We start from the raw sequence: 15,258 nt of genomic DNA, 5'->3' as shown, positions 1-15,258 counted from the left end.
GAGGGTTACAGGGTCTTGGCCAGGAAATCGGCGGTGCGTTGCTGGCGCGGGCGCTCGAACAGGGCCTCGGGCGTGCCCTGCTCGATCACCCGGCCCTGGTCCATCATCACCACGTGGTCGGCCACGCGGCGGGCGAAGCTCAGCTCATGGGTGACGATCACCAGCGTGGTACCCGAACGGGCCAGTTCTTCGATCACGCTCAGCACCTCGGCCACCAGTTCCGGATCCAGCGCCGACGTGGGTTCGTCGAACAGCAGCACCTTCGGCTGCAGCGCCAGCGCGCGGGCGATCGCGATGCGCTGCTGCTGGCCACCGGACAGCTGGCGCGGGAACGCATCGGCCTTGTCGGCCAGGCCGACCCGCTCCAGCAGCGTGCGCGCCTGCTGCTCGGCCTGCGCGCGCGGCACACCGCGTACTGCGATCGGCGCTTCGATGATGTTCTCCAGCGCGGTCAGGTGCGGGAACAGGTTGAAGCCCTGGAACACCATGCCCACTTCCGCACGACGGCGGCGGATCTCACGCTCGGGCAGTTCGTACAAGGTGTCACCCTCGCGGCGGTAGCCGATCAGCTGGCCGCCCACGGTCACATAGCCGCTGTCGGCACGCTCCAAGTGGTTGATCAGCCGCAGCAGCGTGGATTTGCCGGCGCCGGACGGGCCGATCAGAACCGTCACGCTTCCAGCGCGCAGGTCCAGGTTCACGTCTTCCAGCACCGGCTGCTCGCCGAACACCTTGCCCACACCATGCAGCGACACCGCAGCGCCCTCGCCCGCTTCAACCTGGGTGGCGATGCGCGGGCGGTTGGCCACGCGCGGCGCGGCATCGCTCTGCACACGCGGGGGCGATGACACTCGCGACACCGAACGCTCGCGCTGCAGTTGGCCGCGCGCGAAGCGCTGTTCCACGCGCCGCTGCAGCAGCGACAACACGGTCAGGATCACCAGGTACCAGACCGTGGCCACCATCAGCAGCGGCACCACTTCCAGGTTGCGGCGGTAGATCACCTGCACGGTGTAGAACAGCTCAGGCAGCGCCAGCACGTAGACCACCGAGGTGCTCTTGGCCAGGCCAATCACATCGTTGAACGCGGCCGGCAGGATCGAACGCATCGCCTGCGGCAGGATGATGCGGCGCACCTGGCGACCGCGCGGCAGGCCGAGTGCGGCCGCGGCCTCGTACTGGCCGTGGTCGACCGAGAGGATGCCACCGCGGATCACCTCGGCCGAGAACGCGGCCTGGTTCAGGGTCAGGCCCAGCACCGCGGCGGTGAACACACCGATCAGCTGCGTGGTCGGGTACGAGAACAGGCTGATGCCGGTGAACGGCACGCCCAGCTCGATGGTGCTGTACAGGTAGCCCAGGTTGTTCAGCAGCAGCAACAGCACCAGCAGCGGGATCGAGCGGAACAACCACACGTAGCCCCACGACACCGCCGACAGCAGCGGCGAACCAGAGACGCGGGCCAGCGCAAGCAAGGTGCCCAGTGCGAAACCGAGACCGGTACCGAGCGCGGTCAGCAGCAGCGTGCGGCCCAGGCCCTCGAGCACCGGGCGTGCGAAGAACCACTCAGCGAAGGTGCCCCAGCCCCAGCGCGGATTACCCAGTACGGACTGCAGCCCGATCAGGATCAGCGCCAGTGCCAGTACTGTGCCGAACACCTGCAGCGGATGCCGGGCCGGCACGATCTTCAACGCGGGCGCTGGCGCGGGCCGGGTTGCAATGCCATCCAGCGCGGTCGAAGGCGTGCTCACGCGTGGGCTCCTTGCAGCTGGGTCTGCGCAGGCACGATGACGGGCGTCGCTGCCCGCAGGTGCTTTTCGAACGGCAGGTGCGCAATGGTTTCGGGATCCGCATCCAGATCGAACAGCGCGGTGTAACCATGGCTGAGGTACAGGCCAACCGCTTCAGGCTGGCGGAAGCCGGTGGTCAGGAACACCCGCCGGTATCCTTGCCGCGCCGCCTGGTCTTCCAGCTCCTGCAGCACGCGCCGCGCGATGCCCTGGCGACGCAGCCCGGGCAACGTCCAGATCCGCTTGAACTCGGCGGTATCCGGATCGCGGTGCGGCATGAACGCGCCGCCGGAGATCGCCACCCCGTCGCGCAGCAGCAGCACGAAGGCACCGACCGGGGCCGCAAAGGCCTGCGCCGGGTAGCGCTGCAGCTCCTCGCGGGCGCTGCCGCCGATGCGTCGGCGCACGTCGGCGTAGCGGCTGTCGTACTCCTGTTCCAGGCCATCGAACAGAGGCCGTGCCAGCGGATCATCCACCGAGGTGTAGAAGAAGCGTTCGTTGCTGCTCATGCCACGTCCTTCACCAGATAGTCTTCGGCCAGCCGTGCCCACAGGCTGGCGGCGGGTGCGATTGCGGCGTCGTTGAACACGTAGCGCGGGCTGTGCAGCGGCGCGCTGTCGCCGTTGCCGACGAACACGAAACTGCCCGGCCGCGCCTGCAGCAGGAAGGCGAAATCCTCGCTGGCGGTGCGTGGCGCGAATTCGGGCACCACGTGTTCTGCACCGAATCCCCGCACAGCGACCTCGCGGATGTAGGCAGTCTGCTGCGGGTGGTTGATCACGCTGGGGAAACCGCGCGGGAACTCGATCTCGGCGCGCGCACCGAACGCGGCAGCGGTCTGCTCGGCAATCCCGGTGACCCGGCGCCGCAGGGTGTCGCGTACCTCCGGCAGGTAGGCGCGCACGGTCAGTTTCAGCTCCACCACGTCCGGAATCACATTGGCGGCCTGGCCGCCGTGGATCGAGCCGACGGTGACCACGCCCATCTGCCGCGGATCGACATTGCGCGACACCACGCTCTGCAGCGCAGTGATGATGTGCGCGGCGACCAGGATCGGATCCACGCTGCCCTGCGGCTCGGCACCGTGGCCACCCTTTCCGATCACCTTCAGCCGTGCCCAGTCCACCGACGCCATCGCCGGGCCATCGACAAAGCCGAAGTGGCCCACCGGCACGCCCGGCCAGTTGTGCAGGCCATAGATCGCGTCCACCGGGAAGCGCTCGAACAGGCCGTCGGCAATCATCTTCGACGCGCCCGAACCGGTCTCCTCGGCCGGCTGGAACACCAGCTGCAGGGTGCCGTCGATATTGCCGTGATGGGCCAGGTAATGCGCGGCGGACAGCAGGATGGCGGTGTGCCCATCGTGGCCACAGGCATGCATCAGCCCTTCGTTCTGGCTGGCGTAGGCCAGCCCCGAGTCCTCGTGGATCGGCAGTGCATCGATGTCGGCGCGCAAGCCGAGGCGACGGCTGCCCTGCCCGCGCTGCAGCGTACCGACCACGCCGGTGCCACCGAGGCCGGTGGTCACCTCATAGCCCCACTGCTGCAGCAACTCGGCCACACGGGCGCTGGTGCGGTGCTCATCGAAGGCCAGCTCCGGATGCCGGTGCAGGTCATGGCGGATCGCGATGGCCGCCTCGGCGCGTGCCGCGATTTCGGGCAGCACGCCGATGGACGCGGGGTCTCGCCGGGCATGGCCGGGCGCTACCGAATTCTCTCCGCTCATCGCCCTACCCCGCCTTCCGCGCCGGTTCGGCATCGGCCGCATACCGGCTGGCCTTGTACGGCAGTCCCAGATGCTCACGCAGGGTCTGCCCCTGCAGCTCACGCTGGTGGTAGCCGCGGGCCTGCAGGATCGGCAGCACCTGGGTCACGAAATCATCCAGGCCTTCGCGCTGTGCGGCAAAGCCGAGAATGAAGCCGTCGCTGGCACCGGCGTCGAACCAACGGATCAGCTCATCGGCCACGTGCTCCGGCGTGCCGATGAAGTTTGGTCGCGGGCTCACCGCTTCAAGCGCCACCTGGCGCAGGCTCAGCCCCTTCTCACGCGCATCCTGCTTGATGCGGTCGGTGGTGGAACGGAATGAGTTACTGCCGATGTCACCCAGCTCCGGGAAAGGTGCATCCGGATCGTACTGGCTGAAATCGTGGTGATCGAAGAAGCGCCCCAGGTACGCCAGTGCATCCTCCAGCGTAGCCAGTGCGGCGATCGCCTGATACTTGGCTTCGGCCTCCTCGGCCGTGCGGCCGACGATGGGACCGATACCCGGGAAGATCTTCACGTCATTGCCGCTGCGGCCGTGCGCGATCGCCGAGTTCTTCACTTTTTGGGTGAACGCGCGGGTTTCTTCCAGCGATGGCGAATGGGTGAACACCGCATCGGCGTACTTGCCGGCCAGCGCAATGCCGTCATCGGACGAACCGGCCTGGAAGATCACGGGCTGGCCCTGTGGCGAGCGCTGGATGTTGAGCGGGCCTTCCACCTGGAAGAAGCGGCCTTTGTGGTCGAGCCGGCGGAACTTCTCCGGCGCAAAGAACGTGCCGCTGTCGCGCTCGCGCACGAAGGCATCGTCATCCCACGAATCCCACAGCCCCTGCACCACCTCCAGGTACTCGTCGGCGATCTGGTAGCGCAGCGCATGCTCCGGGTGCGGCCGGCCATAGTTGCGACCCGAACCTTCCAACGGTGAGGTCACCACGTTCCAGCCAGCACGGCCGCCGCTGAGCAGATCCAGCGAGGCGAACTGGCGGGCCACCGTGAACGGGTCGCTGTAGGAGGTGGACAGCGTACCGGCCAGGCCGATCTTCTTCGTCGCCGTGGCCAGTGCCGACAGCAGCGAGATCGGCTCGAAGCGGTTGAGGAAGTGCGGAATCGACTTTTCGTTGATGTACAGGCCGTCGGCCACGAAGCCGAACGCGATGCCGTTGTCCTCGGCGGTCCGCGCAATGTCGATGTAGAACTGCAGGTTGACGCTGGCATCGGCCGGGTTGGACGGATGCTTCCAGGCATGCATATGGCTGCCGGGGCCCTGCAACATGATGCCGAACGGAATGTGGCGCGGAGTGGTGCTCATGGAATCGCTCCTGCAGGTCAGGCCACCGCCGCGCGCGGCGCGGGCGACAGCAGTTCAAGGGATGTCAGGCGTGCGTCGAGGTCGGCCACCGGCGCATCGAGGATGAATTCACCCACGCCGAAGCGCCGATGCAGCGCGTCCAGTTCGCCGCGCACGTGCTGCGCATCGCCAGACAACACGCTCGGGCGTGTTTCCTCGATGCGGAAGTCGGCCACGCCCACTTGGCGTGCGTACTCGGCAGCCGCTTCGGGGCTGGGCAGGTTCACCGTCTGCCCGGGACCAAGGTGCAGCTTGTAGACGCGTAGCGCACCGATATGACGCGCTGCGGCTTCGGCAGTCGGCGCGGCGAAGGCCACCGTAGCCAGCAGCGGTGGCTGCGAGGAGACGTTGCGGTAGGCGTCGAACGCGGCCTCGATGTGCTTAGGGTCGCCGTCGAAGTGCGCGGCGTAGACGAAACGCCAGCCCAGCTCGGCCGCCTGCCGTGCACTCTGCGGGCTGGCACCGAGCAGAAAGCGCTCCGGCGCCCGCTGCGGAATCGGCCGCGCCAGCACATCGGCGTCGGCGCCGGACAGATAGCCCTCAAGATCGCGCAGTTGCTGGTCGAAGTCGGCGAACGCCGGGCGCCCCGCTGCCAATGCAGCGGTAGAGGCCGGCAGGCCGCCGGGCGCCTTGCCCACGCCCAGGTCAACACGACCTGGCGCCAGCGCCGCCAGCAGGTTGAAGTTCTCCGCCACCTTGTACGGCGCGTAGTGGCGCAGCATGACCCCACCACTGCCGATGCGGATGCGCCGGGTCTGCGCCAGCACCCAGGCCGCCAGAACTTCCGGTGCGGGGCTGGCCAACGTCGGCGCGGCGTGGTGCTCGGCAAACCAGTAGCGGTGATAGCCCAGCTGTTCGGCGCGCTGCGCCAGCTGCAGGCTGTTGCGCAGCGCCTGCTCCGGCGAGGCGCCTTCGGCCACCGGGCTCTTGTCCAACACGCTGATCTGATAGCTCATGGTCGCGTCCTCGCTCAGGGATGGGCCACGGGGATGCCGAGCAACCCGTTCAGCGCGGCCAGGATCGGTTCGGCACCGGAGATGTACTGGCGGTCCTGGTGCACGCCACTCGCGAGGTCACTGCGCACGCCCTGCGGCAGCACCAGCTTCGGCAGCGACTGGTCCTGCTCGCCGATTTCGGCGATCACCTCCCGGCGCGGCCGTGCGAAACCGATGCGGCGCACGTCCAGCTGCGCGTCCAGGCCGTCGATGCTCGACAGCGCACCTTCCAGCAACAGGCTGTGCCGGCAGAAGAAGCGCTGGCCGGGAATCTGTCCGTCCTCGAACTCACGGTCGAGCAGGAACAGGATGGGCTTGTCGGTTGCGTCCAGACTCACGGGGTCGTCCTCATCGGGGGGGCGGCAATGCGATGCCGCTTCGATATCGATGCTAGAGATGACGGCGGTCGGCACGGCGATGCCAGGCGACAATCGGCGGTCAGATCCGGCCATACAGATGCGCCTTGGCCATAAGCAAAGCGCCGCCGGTTATGCCGTCAGGCGATCCTTCGCAGCGGCGCCGGTACCGCCAGCGCCTGCGGAGCCAGATGCCCTGCCGCGCGCTCGGCCGCCAGTGCGATGCGCGCCTGCAAGGCTGCACTGTTGATGTGCTCGCCATCGAAGTCGGCAGGCGTGGCATACACCCCGATCGGCAGCGTGTGCGCCTGCAGGAAACTGAACAACGGCCGCAACTGGTGGTCGATCACCAACGCATGGCGCTCGCTGCCACCGGTCGCCGCCAGCAGCACCGGCGTATCCACCAGCGCTTCCAGCCCGATGAAATCGACCAGGTGCTTGAACAGCCCGGGATAGGAACCGCGATACACCGGCGTCGCCACCACCAGCAGACCGGCCGCCTCGATTGCCTGCAGTGCCTGCTCTACGGCTGGCTCCGCTTCATCGCGCGACAGCGACTGCCCCAGCGAACGCGCGATCGGCGCCAGCTCCACCAGCTCCACGCTGGCATGCACCCGCTGCTGCAACGACGCCAACAAGTGCCGCACCAGCAGCAACGTGCGCGACGTCGCCGAGCTGGTCGGTGACCCCACCACTGCCACCACCTTCAATGCAGAAGACATGAAATGCTCCTCGATGATGCCGAACTACGTCCGGCCGCCTTTGGCGTGAACCTCAAAACCGGTAACTGACCCGCCCGTACCAGTACGCGCCGACGTTGCCCAGCACATCGCCGTTGTCCCAGGTCGTCTCGATGCTCGCCACATCGGTGGCACTGCGCGCGTACTCCGGCACCTTGCGCGTGCGCTTGTCGAACACGTTGTTGATGCCCAGCGCCGCACTCCAGCCTGCGCCCAGTTCCACGGCACCGGAGAGATTGGTCACCAGCACCGGCGGCTGCTTGTACTCCACGCCGTTGTTCAGGCGCTTGATCGGGCCGTAGTAGGTGAAGTCGACGTTCGAGCGCCAGCGCCCGTTCTGCCAGCCCAACCCCGCCACCTGCGTGTAGCTGGGCGTACGGAAGCGCAGCGCGTACTCGCTGCTCTTGGTCAACAGGTTGATGTTCGGCAGCCCCTGCAGCGCCGCCGGAATGTCGCTGATCTTCTGGATGGTGGTGCGCCCCACGTTGGCCGCGTAGCTCCAGCGCAGCTTGCCCCAGGCCGTTTCCTGGTTCGCTTCCACGGTCAGCTCGACGCCGCGCGTACGGGTATTGCCCACGTTGGTGAAGTAGCTGGCGTAGAACGCATCACCCGGCAGGATGCTGATGCCGGCCGACCCGAGCAGCGCATCGATGGTGTTCTTCTGCGCCGCGCTCAGCACCGTGCCGCTGTTGTCGGTGACGCGTGCAGGATCCTGCGCGTTGTAGCCGATCTGGCTGGACTGGCCGAGCTGGCCGCGGATGTCGATCTGGTAGGCATCCACGGCCAAGTGGAACGCCGGGCTCGGGTCCCAGGTCACGCCCAGGCTGTAGTTGGTGGCCTTCTCGGGCTTCAGCGGCGTAGCACCCAGCGCAACCGCTGCCGGCGAAGACACCTGCGCCACCAGCGTGGTACCGCACGGGCAGCTGCCAGTGGCCTGGTAGAACTGCGCGCCCAGGCTGGGCGCATGGAAACCATTGCTGACCGTCGCACGTACACCCAACGCGTCGGTGAAGTCGAAGCGCGTGGTCAGGCGGCCGGTGGAGACACTGCCGAAGTCGGAATGGTCTTCCCAGCGCGCCGCCGCATCCAGATACCAGCGCGAGGTGATGTTGGTGGCCGCACCCACGTACACCGCCTTGCTGTTGCGGGTCGCCTTCACCGCGTCCGCAGTGGAATAGCCGACGAAGGCCGCAGCACCAAAGCCGGTGTATGACTCCCACTGCCCTGCCCCACGCTCGTATCGTTCGTGCTGGTACTCGGCGCCCGCGCTCACCTCCAGCGGCGACGCAAACGCCGCCACCTCGAAGCCACGGCGCAGGTCCAGGTTGGCGATGCCCTGCTGGTAGTCCAGCTTGCCGTCATAGAAGTCAGTGGGCGAACGGGGGTACGGCAGCGAGTAGTTCAACGAGTTGCGCGTATAGGTACGCACCGTGCTGCGGTTGCCGGTCAGGCTGGCGTCGTAGTCCCAGCCTGCGATCTGGCCTTTCACGCCCGCGGTGCCGGTGTATTGCTTCTCCTTTGTTTCCAGCACCGGCAGGAAGCCATCGGGAAACACGTTCAGCACGCCTGGAGCCTTGTAGGTGGTGAAGATGGTCGCCGGCAGGCGGAAGTTCTGGATCGCCTGCGCGGTGCGATCGCTGGCGGTGGCATTGGCGTAGAACTGCGCGCTCTCGCCCAGGCCATGGCCCACGTTCACCGCGAACGCCTTCAGCGCATACGACGGGGAGCTGAGGATGGTGTTGGCCTCGGCATTGCGGCTGGCTTCGGCCGGGTTCGGCGATGCGCCGGCCGGCAATCGATTATTCGGCCGCAGCGCCACCAGATTGCCGCTACCATCCACCGCCGGGTAGCTCAGATAGCCATCGATGTAGCGGCGGGTGCGGATCGCATGATGCTGGCGGGTGGTCTCGCCGGAGAGGTTGACGAAGCCATCGGCACCCCACGGCAGGCCAACGTTGGCACGCACGCTGGTTCGCGAGCCATCGCCATCAATACTCTGCCCGCTTTCCACGGCGAACTCGCCACCGTGCGCCTGCGACTTCAGGATCACGTTGACCACACCGGTAATCGCATCGGAGCCATAGATGGCCGACGCACCATCACGCAGCACTTCCACGTGGTCGATGGCCGACACCGGAATCAACGCCAGGTCCGCCCACGCATGGCCTGGGAAGCCGCCCCCATTGGCACCGCTTACATAGGCACTGGCATTGCGGCGCTTGCCGTTCACCAGCACCAGCGTGTAGCCGGGCGACAGGTTGCGCAGCTGGTAGCCACGAATCAGGCTCTCCTGGTCGCTCTGGTAGCCACCAATCTGGCTGAGCGACGGCAGTGCGCGCTGCAGTGCTTCCAGCAGGTTGGCCTGGCCGGTGGCGGTGAGGTCTTCGGCGGAGATCACGTCGATCGGCGTGGAACTGTTCTTCACCGTACGCGTACTGGTGCGCGAGCCGGTCACCACCACGGCATCCAGCGTGGACGCGGCCACGTTGGCCGTCGCAGCGGCGGCAGCAGGATCCGCATCGGCTTCAGCCGCATGGCTGGGCGAAGCGGCGAGGATGGCTGTGATCAGAACAGCGAGAGTGCTCAGGACAGGGGCGTGGGCGGCAGGCATGGGGGCTCGTGGGGGTGGGCCGGAAACACGCTTCCATTCAAGGGCCTGTCCGCCCACCGCGACAGGCGCGATCGCGTCACCCAGCCGTAACATCCGGCCACCCACATGACTGCTGGTAATGACGTTAGGCAGCCCTGCGCACCACGCCCATGGGACGGCGAGCGGCGGGTGGCAGGTGGTGGGTGATGGGTGATGGGTGATGGGTGATGGGTGATGGGTGATGGGTGATGGGTGATGGGTGGCGGGCGGCGGGCGGCGGGCGGCGGGCGGCAACCTACGGGGGTAGAGTCGACTGTCAGTCGACTATCGCGCGCAGCGCGGGCTTCCAGGCGGTATCGCCAACAGCAGTCGACTAACAGTCGACTCTACCCCGTCGGGTGCCCAAGCCAGACGAATGCCCCCCCCGTACACATGCTCCACAGGCATCACCTCATGCCCGCGCAGCATTCTGCGGCGCACATCACCACCCGTAGCATCAAGCCATGCCCAGCCCACCCGCCGATCCCAGCGCACCGCTCGTCGCCATCGTTGCCTGCCACGGCCAAGGGCTGTTCGAGTTCGGCTGTGCGGTTGGCCTGTTCGCGCCGGTGCGGCCGGAACTCGGCGTGGCCTGGTATCGCACCCAGCTGTGCGCGGGTGAACCTGGTGCGCTGCGCATGCTTGGCGGAACGCAGGTGCAGCTTCCCTACGACCTCAGCACAGTTGATGACGCCGACATCATCGTCATTCCCGGTTGGCGCGAGCCCAGCGAGCGCCCGCCACAGGCGCTGCTTGATGCACTCATCCGTGCCCACGGCCGTGGCGCGCGCATCGCTTCGATCTGCTCCGGTGCCTTCGTGCTGGCGTGGGCCGGGCTGCTCGATGGCCGCCAGGCCACCACCCACTGGCGCCTCACCGAAGCGCTGGCGCGCGAGTTCCCGCGCATCGATGTGCGCGAAGATGCACTGTATGTAGACACCGGCAGCATCATCACCTCGGCCGGCTCGGCGACCGGCATGGACATGATGTTGCACATGGTGCGCAAGGATTACGGTGCGCGCGTGGCCAACCTGGTGGCCGAACGGCTGGTACTGGCGCCGTGGCGTGATGCCGAACGCAGCCAGCGTGTCAGCCGCGCCATTCCCCATGGCGAGCCCACGCGCCTGGCAAGGCTGATGGAATGGATGCGCCGCAACCTGCGCGAGCCGCACTCGCTGGGCAGCCTCGCCGAGCAGGCCGCACTCAGCCAACGCACTCTGCAGCGGCAGTTCCTGGAGGCCACCGGCCTGTCGCCCATCGACTGGCTGATCCGCGAGCGCGTCGCCTACGCCCGCGAGCTGCTGGAAACCACCGATCGGCCGCTGCAGTGGATTGCCGAGCAGGCTGGATTCGGTTCGCAGGAATCGTTCCGTCGGCACTTCCGGGGCCAGGTCGATGCGAGCCCTACCGAGTACCGCAGCCAGCATCGCGGCGGTGTTGGCGCGGATCGGTTGGTGGGCTGCTGATCCAGCTCAGCGCTCTCCAGCGCCACGTGAGAAAAGGCTCACGGCGGACGGTGGAGACCCACGTATAGTGATGGGCGTCACACGAAGCCCCTTCCATGCTCCACGCATTTGCTTACTCCAGCCACATGTCGGCTGGGCTTTCCGATGAAACCCTCCGCCAGATCGTCTCGGGCTCTGCCGCGTTCAATCGCCGGGTGGACGTTACCGGAGCGCTGCTCGTCGACGGGCAGCGGTTTTTCCAGTACATCGAAGGCCCGCCCGACGGCCTGGAGGCGGTCAGGCGCCGTATCCAGGACAGTCGTTCGCACGCCGCCGTCGCCCCGGTACTGGACATGGCAATCGGCGCACGCGCCGTACCCTACTGGGCGATGACCCGCATCGAGACCGGGCAGATCGTCGTGTCCGGGCTGGTCAATGCGCGATGGGACGAATTTGGCCATTCCGTTCCAGGCATGGATCAGCTCGTTGGCCTGCTGCGTCCGCATTTCCCACGCATCGGCACCGTCGAGCCGCCACGCGCCCCCGCCTGATACAGACTGAACCGACGCCTTGCGTGCGCCTGCCGACGCGGCCGTGCGCTACGTTCGGGCGTCATCATCAGGATCCTCCTTCCCGCTGTCTTCGCCACGCCCATCGCATGCCAGTACCCGCCCCACCTGCAATGGAAAAACGCGCATCGCCCGCCGACCTGTTCGAGATCGTGATCGTGCGTGCAGGCACCGCCCTGTTCGCGATCGACATCCAGGCTGCCGTCGAAATTCGCGGCCTGGAGGCATTCGGCCCTGCAGACCGCAACGGCAGGCCGACCCTGGAAGTCCGTGGGCAGCCATTACCCGTGGTCGACCTGCGCCGCATGAGCGGCCAAGCGGCATTCGACGGTGGCAGCCCGGCCATGCTGTTGATCAATGCCGGTACCGCAACGCTGGCGCTGGCCGTGGATGAGGTGCTGGAGATCGAGACACCGGACGCGAGCGCACGCGTCCCCGAGCGTGCCGCAGGCCGATCGTTCAGCTTCTGCAGCCGGCACATTCAACTTGACCCGGCGCGCTCGGCTGCACTGATCGAACCGGTGGCACTGCTGGGCGCACTTGCCGCGCCGGAGTGACCGGCGGCGTCTCAGGATCGTCCTGCCAAGGCACGGTTTCGCAGCCTCCAGCACTGCGCGGCCACGCCGATCACGAACACCACCAGGCAGACCAGCAGCGTGTGCAGCACCACCGGGGCCATCGGCGCGGCAGCAATCGGATGCGCTGCCGGCACGCGGGTCAGCGTTTCGTTGACGCCGGGCACCAACGACAGCAGGAAGCTGAAAGACAGCGCAAACGTCGATGCATAAGGTGCTGCGCGCCCCAGCCAGCGCAGCCGCGCGGCCAGCACGCCGCCGAATGCCACCAGCAGCACGATCACCCCGAATGCGTGGCCGGGGTTGATCCCGCCCGTGCTGGACACGGTGAACGAGGTGACCACCGACAGCACCAGCCCCACCAGGTACAGCTTGCCCGCGCGCGTGGCGGGATCGATTGCGCGATGGCGAATGAAGGCATACAGGCCACTCAACACCGGGATCAGGCTGACAGCGGTATGGATCACGCCAAGCGTGGACAGAGGGTGGGACATGGGACATCTCCAGGGATAGAATGAACCTACTAGTAGGTAGGCATTGGACTCAAAAAGAAGGCCCGCGTCGCCGCAGGCCCACCACACATCTCTCAGGACGCCGCGCTCACCCGCGCGATCGCCAACCGTGCCAGTGCCGCGAAGGTCGCCGCGTCACCAAAACCGCGCGCGGCCAGCATCGCGCCGTGCACCGAGGACATGAACGCCCTGGCCTCGTCCGCAGGGGAACCCTGCAGGCGCAACTGGCCCAGCGCCGCGCCCTTCTCCAGCGTCACCGTCAGCCACCCGCTCAGATCCTCGAAATGCCCGCGCACTTCATCGGCAATCTCCGCAGGGATCATCGGCGCCTCCGCTGCCAGCATCGCGCAGATGCAGAACGACGACGTCCCCCCTGCAATGCAGCTGGACCAGTACTCCACATAGGCGTTGAGCTCCTGCAGCGGGTCGTCCAGCTGCCGGTCCAGCAGCGCCAGGCCTTCGCGCGCCTCGGCCCGGTACAGTTCAACCACCGTGCGCACCAGGTCGGCCTTGCTGGGGAAGTGGTGATGGATGCTGGCCTTGCTGATGTTCACCCGCGCGGACACGTCGGCGTAGCTGAAGCCGTTGTAGCCACCGGCCTCCAGCAGCGAACGGGCATGGGCCAGGATCTCCTGGGCCTTGGGCGAGAGCGACTCTTTCATGTCGCCAACCTACTAGTAGGTTGAAACGCTGTCAACTACCCGCTGCCGGGCTCGCCGGGCATGGCCCGGCGCTACCCACGCCCCGCTCAGTCCTCCTGCACCAGCTTGAACTCGCGCAGCAGACCACCGATCTGGGTCTTGTCCAGCTTGTTCATCAGCAGGTTGCGCAGGAACGCTGGCCCGGGAATGTCCAGTTCCTTGCCATCACGCAGGCGCCCGGTCGCGGCCAGCAGCGAGCGCACGTCATACGTGGAATTGAACACCTCCGGCACGCCACGCTCGATCCCCAGCAAGGTGTACACCGCCTCCATCGGCGTGCGCACCGAGTACTCGGTGGTGAAGATGCAGTCGCGCTGCTTCGATTCGGCGAACTGGCCGATGAAAGCGAAGTTCACCGCACCTTCCGGCACCACGTCCGGGCGGTCACCTGCCTGGCGTGGCATGAAGAACGCCGTGATGTACGGCATCATCACCGGCACTGTCTTCGCGCCGGTCGCGGCCAGCTCATCGATCTCTTCCACCGGCACGCCCAGGTGATACAGCCACTCGCGGGTGATCTCCTCGCCGGTGCAGTCCTGCATCGGCTTCTTCACGTAGTCGCCGGGCGTATCCACGAACAATGAATACACCCAGACCACGATCTGGTCCTTGGGCTGGTTCTTGAAATGTGGCTGGCGATTCACCGTCCAGCTCATCAGCCAGCGCGAGTCGCGCACGCTGACGATGCCGCCGGTCACCACTTTGCCGCTGAAGGGATCGCGCTTGGCGATCTTCTGGATGTAGGCCGGAATGCGCGCATCCAGCGTGGTCACCGTTGCCGATTCCCACTTGGTTTCTGGAATGTGCGCGCCGAACACATCCGGACGCCCGAACGCGTCATCCTTCGCGGCAATGCGGCGCCACAGGTCCCAGGCAGGCGCCGGGCCTTCGTTCAGGCGTGCCGCAGTGTGGTGGTCGCCATTATCCGAGTTCTCGGTCAGCGAACCGATGGTCATGAACAGCAGATCATCCGCGCCGAGATCCACGCCACCGGCTACACCGTCATGCATCCAATGGATGCGCGTGGCCTGCTTGCGGTCCGGCTGCAGATCAAAGTCGACGTCGGTCACCTCGGTACCGTACTGGAACACCACGCCCTGGTCCTGCAACCACTTCACCAGCGGCAGCACCAGCGATTCGTACTGGTTGTACTTCGTGAACTTCAGCGCCGAGAAATCCGGCAGGCCGCCGATATGGTGGATGAAGCGATGCAGGTACAGCTTCATCTCCAGCGCCGAATGCCACTCTTCGAACGCGAACATGGTTCGCCAGTACAGCCAGAAGTTGCTGTCCAGGAAATCACGGCCCAGTACTTCGTTGATGCGCTTGTTCTCCATCTCCTGACGGGTGGCCAGGAACAGCGCGATGATGTCCTTCTGTGCCTGCTCGGTGAGTGTGAACAGACCGTCGGTGTGCGCATCTTCGCCGCGATTGATCGTGGCGCGCTGCAGCGAATAGTTCGGGTCGTCCTTGTTCAACCAGTAGAACTCATCCAGCACGCTGGCATCCTCGATCTCCAGCGACGGAATCGAGCGGAACAGATCCCACAGGCACTCGAAATGATCTTCCATCTCGCGGCCACCACGGATCACGAAACCCTTTTCCGGCACCTTCAGGCCATCCAGCGCACCGCCAGGAATCTGCTGCTGTTCAAGAATGGTGATGCGTTCACCGGCCATGCGCCCATCGCGCACCAGGAACGCGGCGCCGGCCAGCGAGGCCAGCCCCGACCCCACAAACCAGGCGCGCTTGCCATCGACACCGGCGGGCTTGCGCGGGCGCGCGAAGGCTTCGTAGTTGCCACTGCTGTAGTACATGCGCTGCTCCTTCCTG

At 66.5% G+C, this 15,258-nt stretch carries 14 protein-coding genes; 3 read left to right on the top strand and 11 right to left on the bottom strand.

Annotated features, from left to right (window positions below; genetic code table 11):
• Nucleotides 1-5: 5 nt before the first annotated feature.
• From AC5P7E_RS14615 to AC5P7E_RS14580, 8 genes are all read right to left on the bottom strand, one after another.
• Nucleotides 6-1,751, bottom strand: a complete 1,746-nt coding sequence (locus AC5P7E_RS14615) for an amino acid ABC transporter permease/ATP-binding protein (protein ID WP_080334809.1) — start codon at nucleotides 1,749-1,751, stop codon at nucleotides 6-8.
• Complete coding sequence (locus AC5P7E_RS14610; RefSeq protein ID WP_043035039.1) at nucleotides 1,748-2,299, bottom strand: GNAT family N-acetyltransferase; 552 nt, start codon at nucleotides 2,297-2,299, stop codon at nucleotides 1,748-1,750. The genes AC5P7E_RS14615 and AC5P7E_RS14610 overlap by 4 nt, the downstream gene beginning before the upstream one ends.
• Nucleotides 2,296-3,516, bottom strand: coding sequence for a M20 aminoacylase family protein (locus AC5P7E_RS14605; RefSeq protein WP_099473017.1), 1,221 nt, complete (start codon nucleotides 3,514-3,516; stop codon nucleotides 2,296-2,298). The genes AC5P7E_RS14610 and AC5P7E_RS14605 overlap by 4 nt, the downstream gene beginning before the upstream one ends.
• A 4-nt stretch (nucleotides 3,517-3,520) precedes the next feature.
• A complete protein-coding gene (locus AC5P7E_RS14600) occupies nucleotides 3,521-4,864 on the bottom strand; it encodes an LLM class flavin-dependent oxidoreductase (protein ID WP_005409343.1) in 1,344 nt (447 codons plus the stop codon).
• Nucleotides 4,865-4,881: 17 nt separating this feature from the next.
• On the bottom strand, nucleotides 4,882-5,859 hold the full coding sequence (locus AC5P7E_RS14595; RefSeq protein ID WP_065184097.1) for an MsnO8 family LLM class oxidoreductase: 978 nt from the start codon (nucleotides 5,857-5,859) through the stop codon (nucleotides 4,882-4,884).
• A gap of 14 nt (nucleotides 5,860-5,873) precedes the next feature.
• Nucleotides 5,874-6,236, bottom strand: a complete 363-nt coding sequence (locus AC5P7E_RS14590; RefSeq protein WP_005409341.1) for a DUF3088 family protein — start codon at nucleotides 6,234-6,236, stop codon at nucleotides 5,874-5,876.
• 158 nt (nucleotides 6,237-6,394) lie between these two features.
• Nucleotides 6,395-6,976, bottom strand: coding sequence for an FMN reductase (msuE, locus tag AC5P7E_RS14585; RefSeq protein WP_065184096.1), 582 nt, complete (start codon nucleotides 6,974-6,976; stop codon nucleotides 6,395-6,397).
• Nucleotides 6,977-7,028: 52 nt separating this feature from the next.
• On the bottom strand, nucleotides 7,029-9,605 hold the full coding sequence (locus AC5P7E_RS14580; RefSeq protein ID WP_495222852.1) for a TonB-dependent receptor plug domain-containing protein: 2,577 nt from the start codon (nucleotides 9,603-9,605) through the stop codon (nucleotides 7,029-7,031).
• Nucleotides 9,606-10,087: 482 nt separating this feature from the next.
• On the opposite strand from AC5P7E_RS14580, the gene ftrA reads away from it, so the two are divergent.
• The 3 genes from ftrA (at nucleotide 10,088) to AC5P7E_RS14565 (ending at nucleotide 12,194) form a co-directional block, all read left to right on the top strand.
• Nucleotides 10,088-11,089 (top strand): transcriptional regulator FtrA, encoded by a 1,002-nt coding sequence (ftrA, locus tag AC5P7E_RS14575; RefSeq protein ID WP_087803600.1) that lies wholly within the window; start codon nucleotides 10,088-10,090, stop codon nucleotides 11,087-11,089.
• 95 nt (nucleotides 11,090-11,184) lie between these two features.
• Entirely contained in the window at nucleotides 11,185-11,619 is a 435-nt protein-coding gene (locus AC5P7E_RS14570) for a BLUF domain-containing protein (RefSeq protein WP_032966646.1), read from the top strand.
• Nucleotides 11,620-11,750: 131 nt separating this feature from the next.
• Nucleotides 11,751-12,194 carry a chemotaxis protein CheW gene (locus tag AC5P7E_RS14565; RefSeq protein WP_231347478.1) on the top strand — a complete coding sequence of 148 codons (444 nt, stop codon included), beginning with the start codon at nucleotides 11,751-11,753 and terminating at the stop codon, nucleotides 12,192-12,194.
• 11 nt (nucleotides 12,195-12,205) lie between these two features.
• Here the strand turns inward: AC5P7E_RS14565 and AC5P7E_RS14560 are convergent, their stop codons facing one another.
• The 3 genes from AC5P7E_RS14560 to AC5P7E_RS14550 form a co-directional block, all read right to left on the bottom strand.
• Nucleotides 12,206-12,706, bottom strand: a complete 501-nt coding sequence (locus tag AC5P7E_RS14560; protein WP_111189648.1) for a hypothetical protein — start codon at nucleotides 12,704-12,706, stop codon at nucleotides 12,206-12,208.
• A gap of 92 nt (nucleotides 12,707-12,798) precedes the next feature.
• Nucleotides 12,799-13,386 (bottom strand): TetR/AcrR family transcriptional regulator, encoded by a 588-nt coding sequence (locus tag AC5P7E_RS14555; protein WP_012479976.1) that lies wholly within the window; start codon nucleotides 13,384-13,386, stop codon nucleotides 12,799-12,801.
• Nucleotides 13,387-13,472: 86 nt separating this feature from the next.
• Nucleotides 13,473-15,242, bottom strand: coding sequence for an oleate hydratase (locus tag AC5P7E_RS14550; protein WP_049459930.1), 1,770 nt, complete (start codon nucleotides 15,240-15,242; stop codon nucleotides 13,473-13,475).
• Nucleotides 15,243-15,258: the final 16 nt, after the last annotated feature.

The organism is Stenotrophomonas sp. YJH_SMC_25 (assembly GCF_059369595.1).
Note: the sequence above shows the minus strand (reverse complement) of the source record. Positions and strands in the feature narration are given on the sequence as shown.

Coding starts and splice junctions, on each gene's coding strand:
- AC5P7E_RS14610 (WP_043035039.1), bottom strand. CDS start 2,299: ATGAGCAGCAACGAACGCTTCTTCTACACCTCGGTGGATGATCCGCTG.
- AC5P7E_RS14605 (WP_099473017.1), bottom strand. CDS start 3,516: ATGAGCGGAGAGAATTCGGTAGCGCCCGGCCATGCCCGGCGAGACCCC.
- AC5P7E_RS14600 (WP_005409343.1), bottom strand. CDS start 4,864: ATGAGCACCACTCCGCGCCACATTCCGTTCGGCATCATGTTGCAGGGC.
- AC5P7E_RS14595 (WP_065184097.1), bottom strand. CDS start 5,859: ATGAGCTATCAGATCAGCGTGTTGGACAAGAGCCCGGTGGCCGAAGGC.
- msuE (WP_065184096.1), bottom strand. CDS start 6,976: ATGTCTTCTGCATTGAAGGTGGTGGCAGTGGTGGGGTCACCGACCAGC.
- AC5P7E_RS14580 (WP_495222852.1), bottom strand. CDS start 9,605: ATGCCTGCCGCCCACGCCCCTGTCCTGAGCACTCTCGCTGTTCTGATC.
- ftrA (WP_087803600.1), top strand. CDS start 10,088: ATGCCCAGCCCACCCGCCGATCCCAGCGCACCGCTCGTCGCCATCGTT.
- AC5P7E_RS14570 (WP_032966646.1), top strand. CDS start 11,185: ATGCTCCACGCATTTGCTTACTCCAGCCACATGTCGGCTGGGCTTTCC.
- AC5P7E_RS14565 (WP_231347478.1), top strand. CDS start 11,751: ATGGAAAAACGCGCATCGCCCGCCGACCTGTTCGAGATCGTGATCGTG.
- AC5P7E_RS14560 (WP_111189648.1), bottom strand. CDS start 12,706: ATGTCCCACCCTCTGTCCACGCTTGGCGTGATCCATACCGCTGTCAGC.
- AC5P7E_RS14555 (WP_012479976.1), bottom strand. CDS start 13,386: ATGAAAGAGTCGCTCTCGCCCAAGGCCCAGGAGATCCTGGCCCATGCC.
- AC5P7E_RS14550 (WP_049459930.1), bottom strand. CDS start 15,242: ATGTACTACAGCAGTGGCAACTACGAAGCCTTCGCGCGCCCGCGCAAG.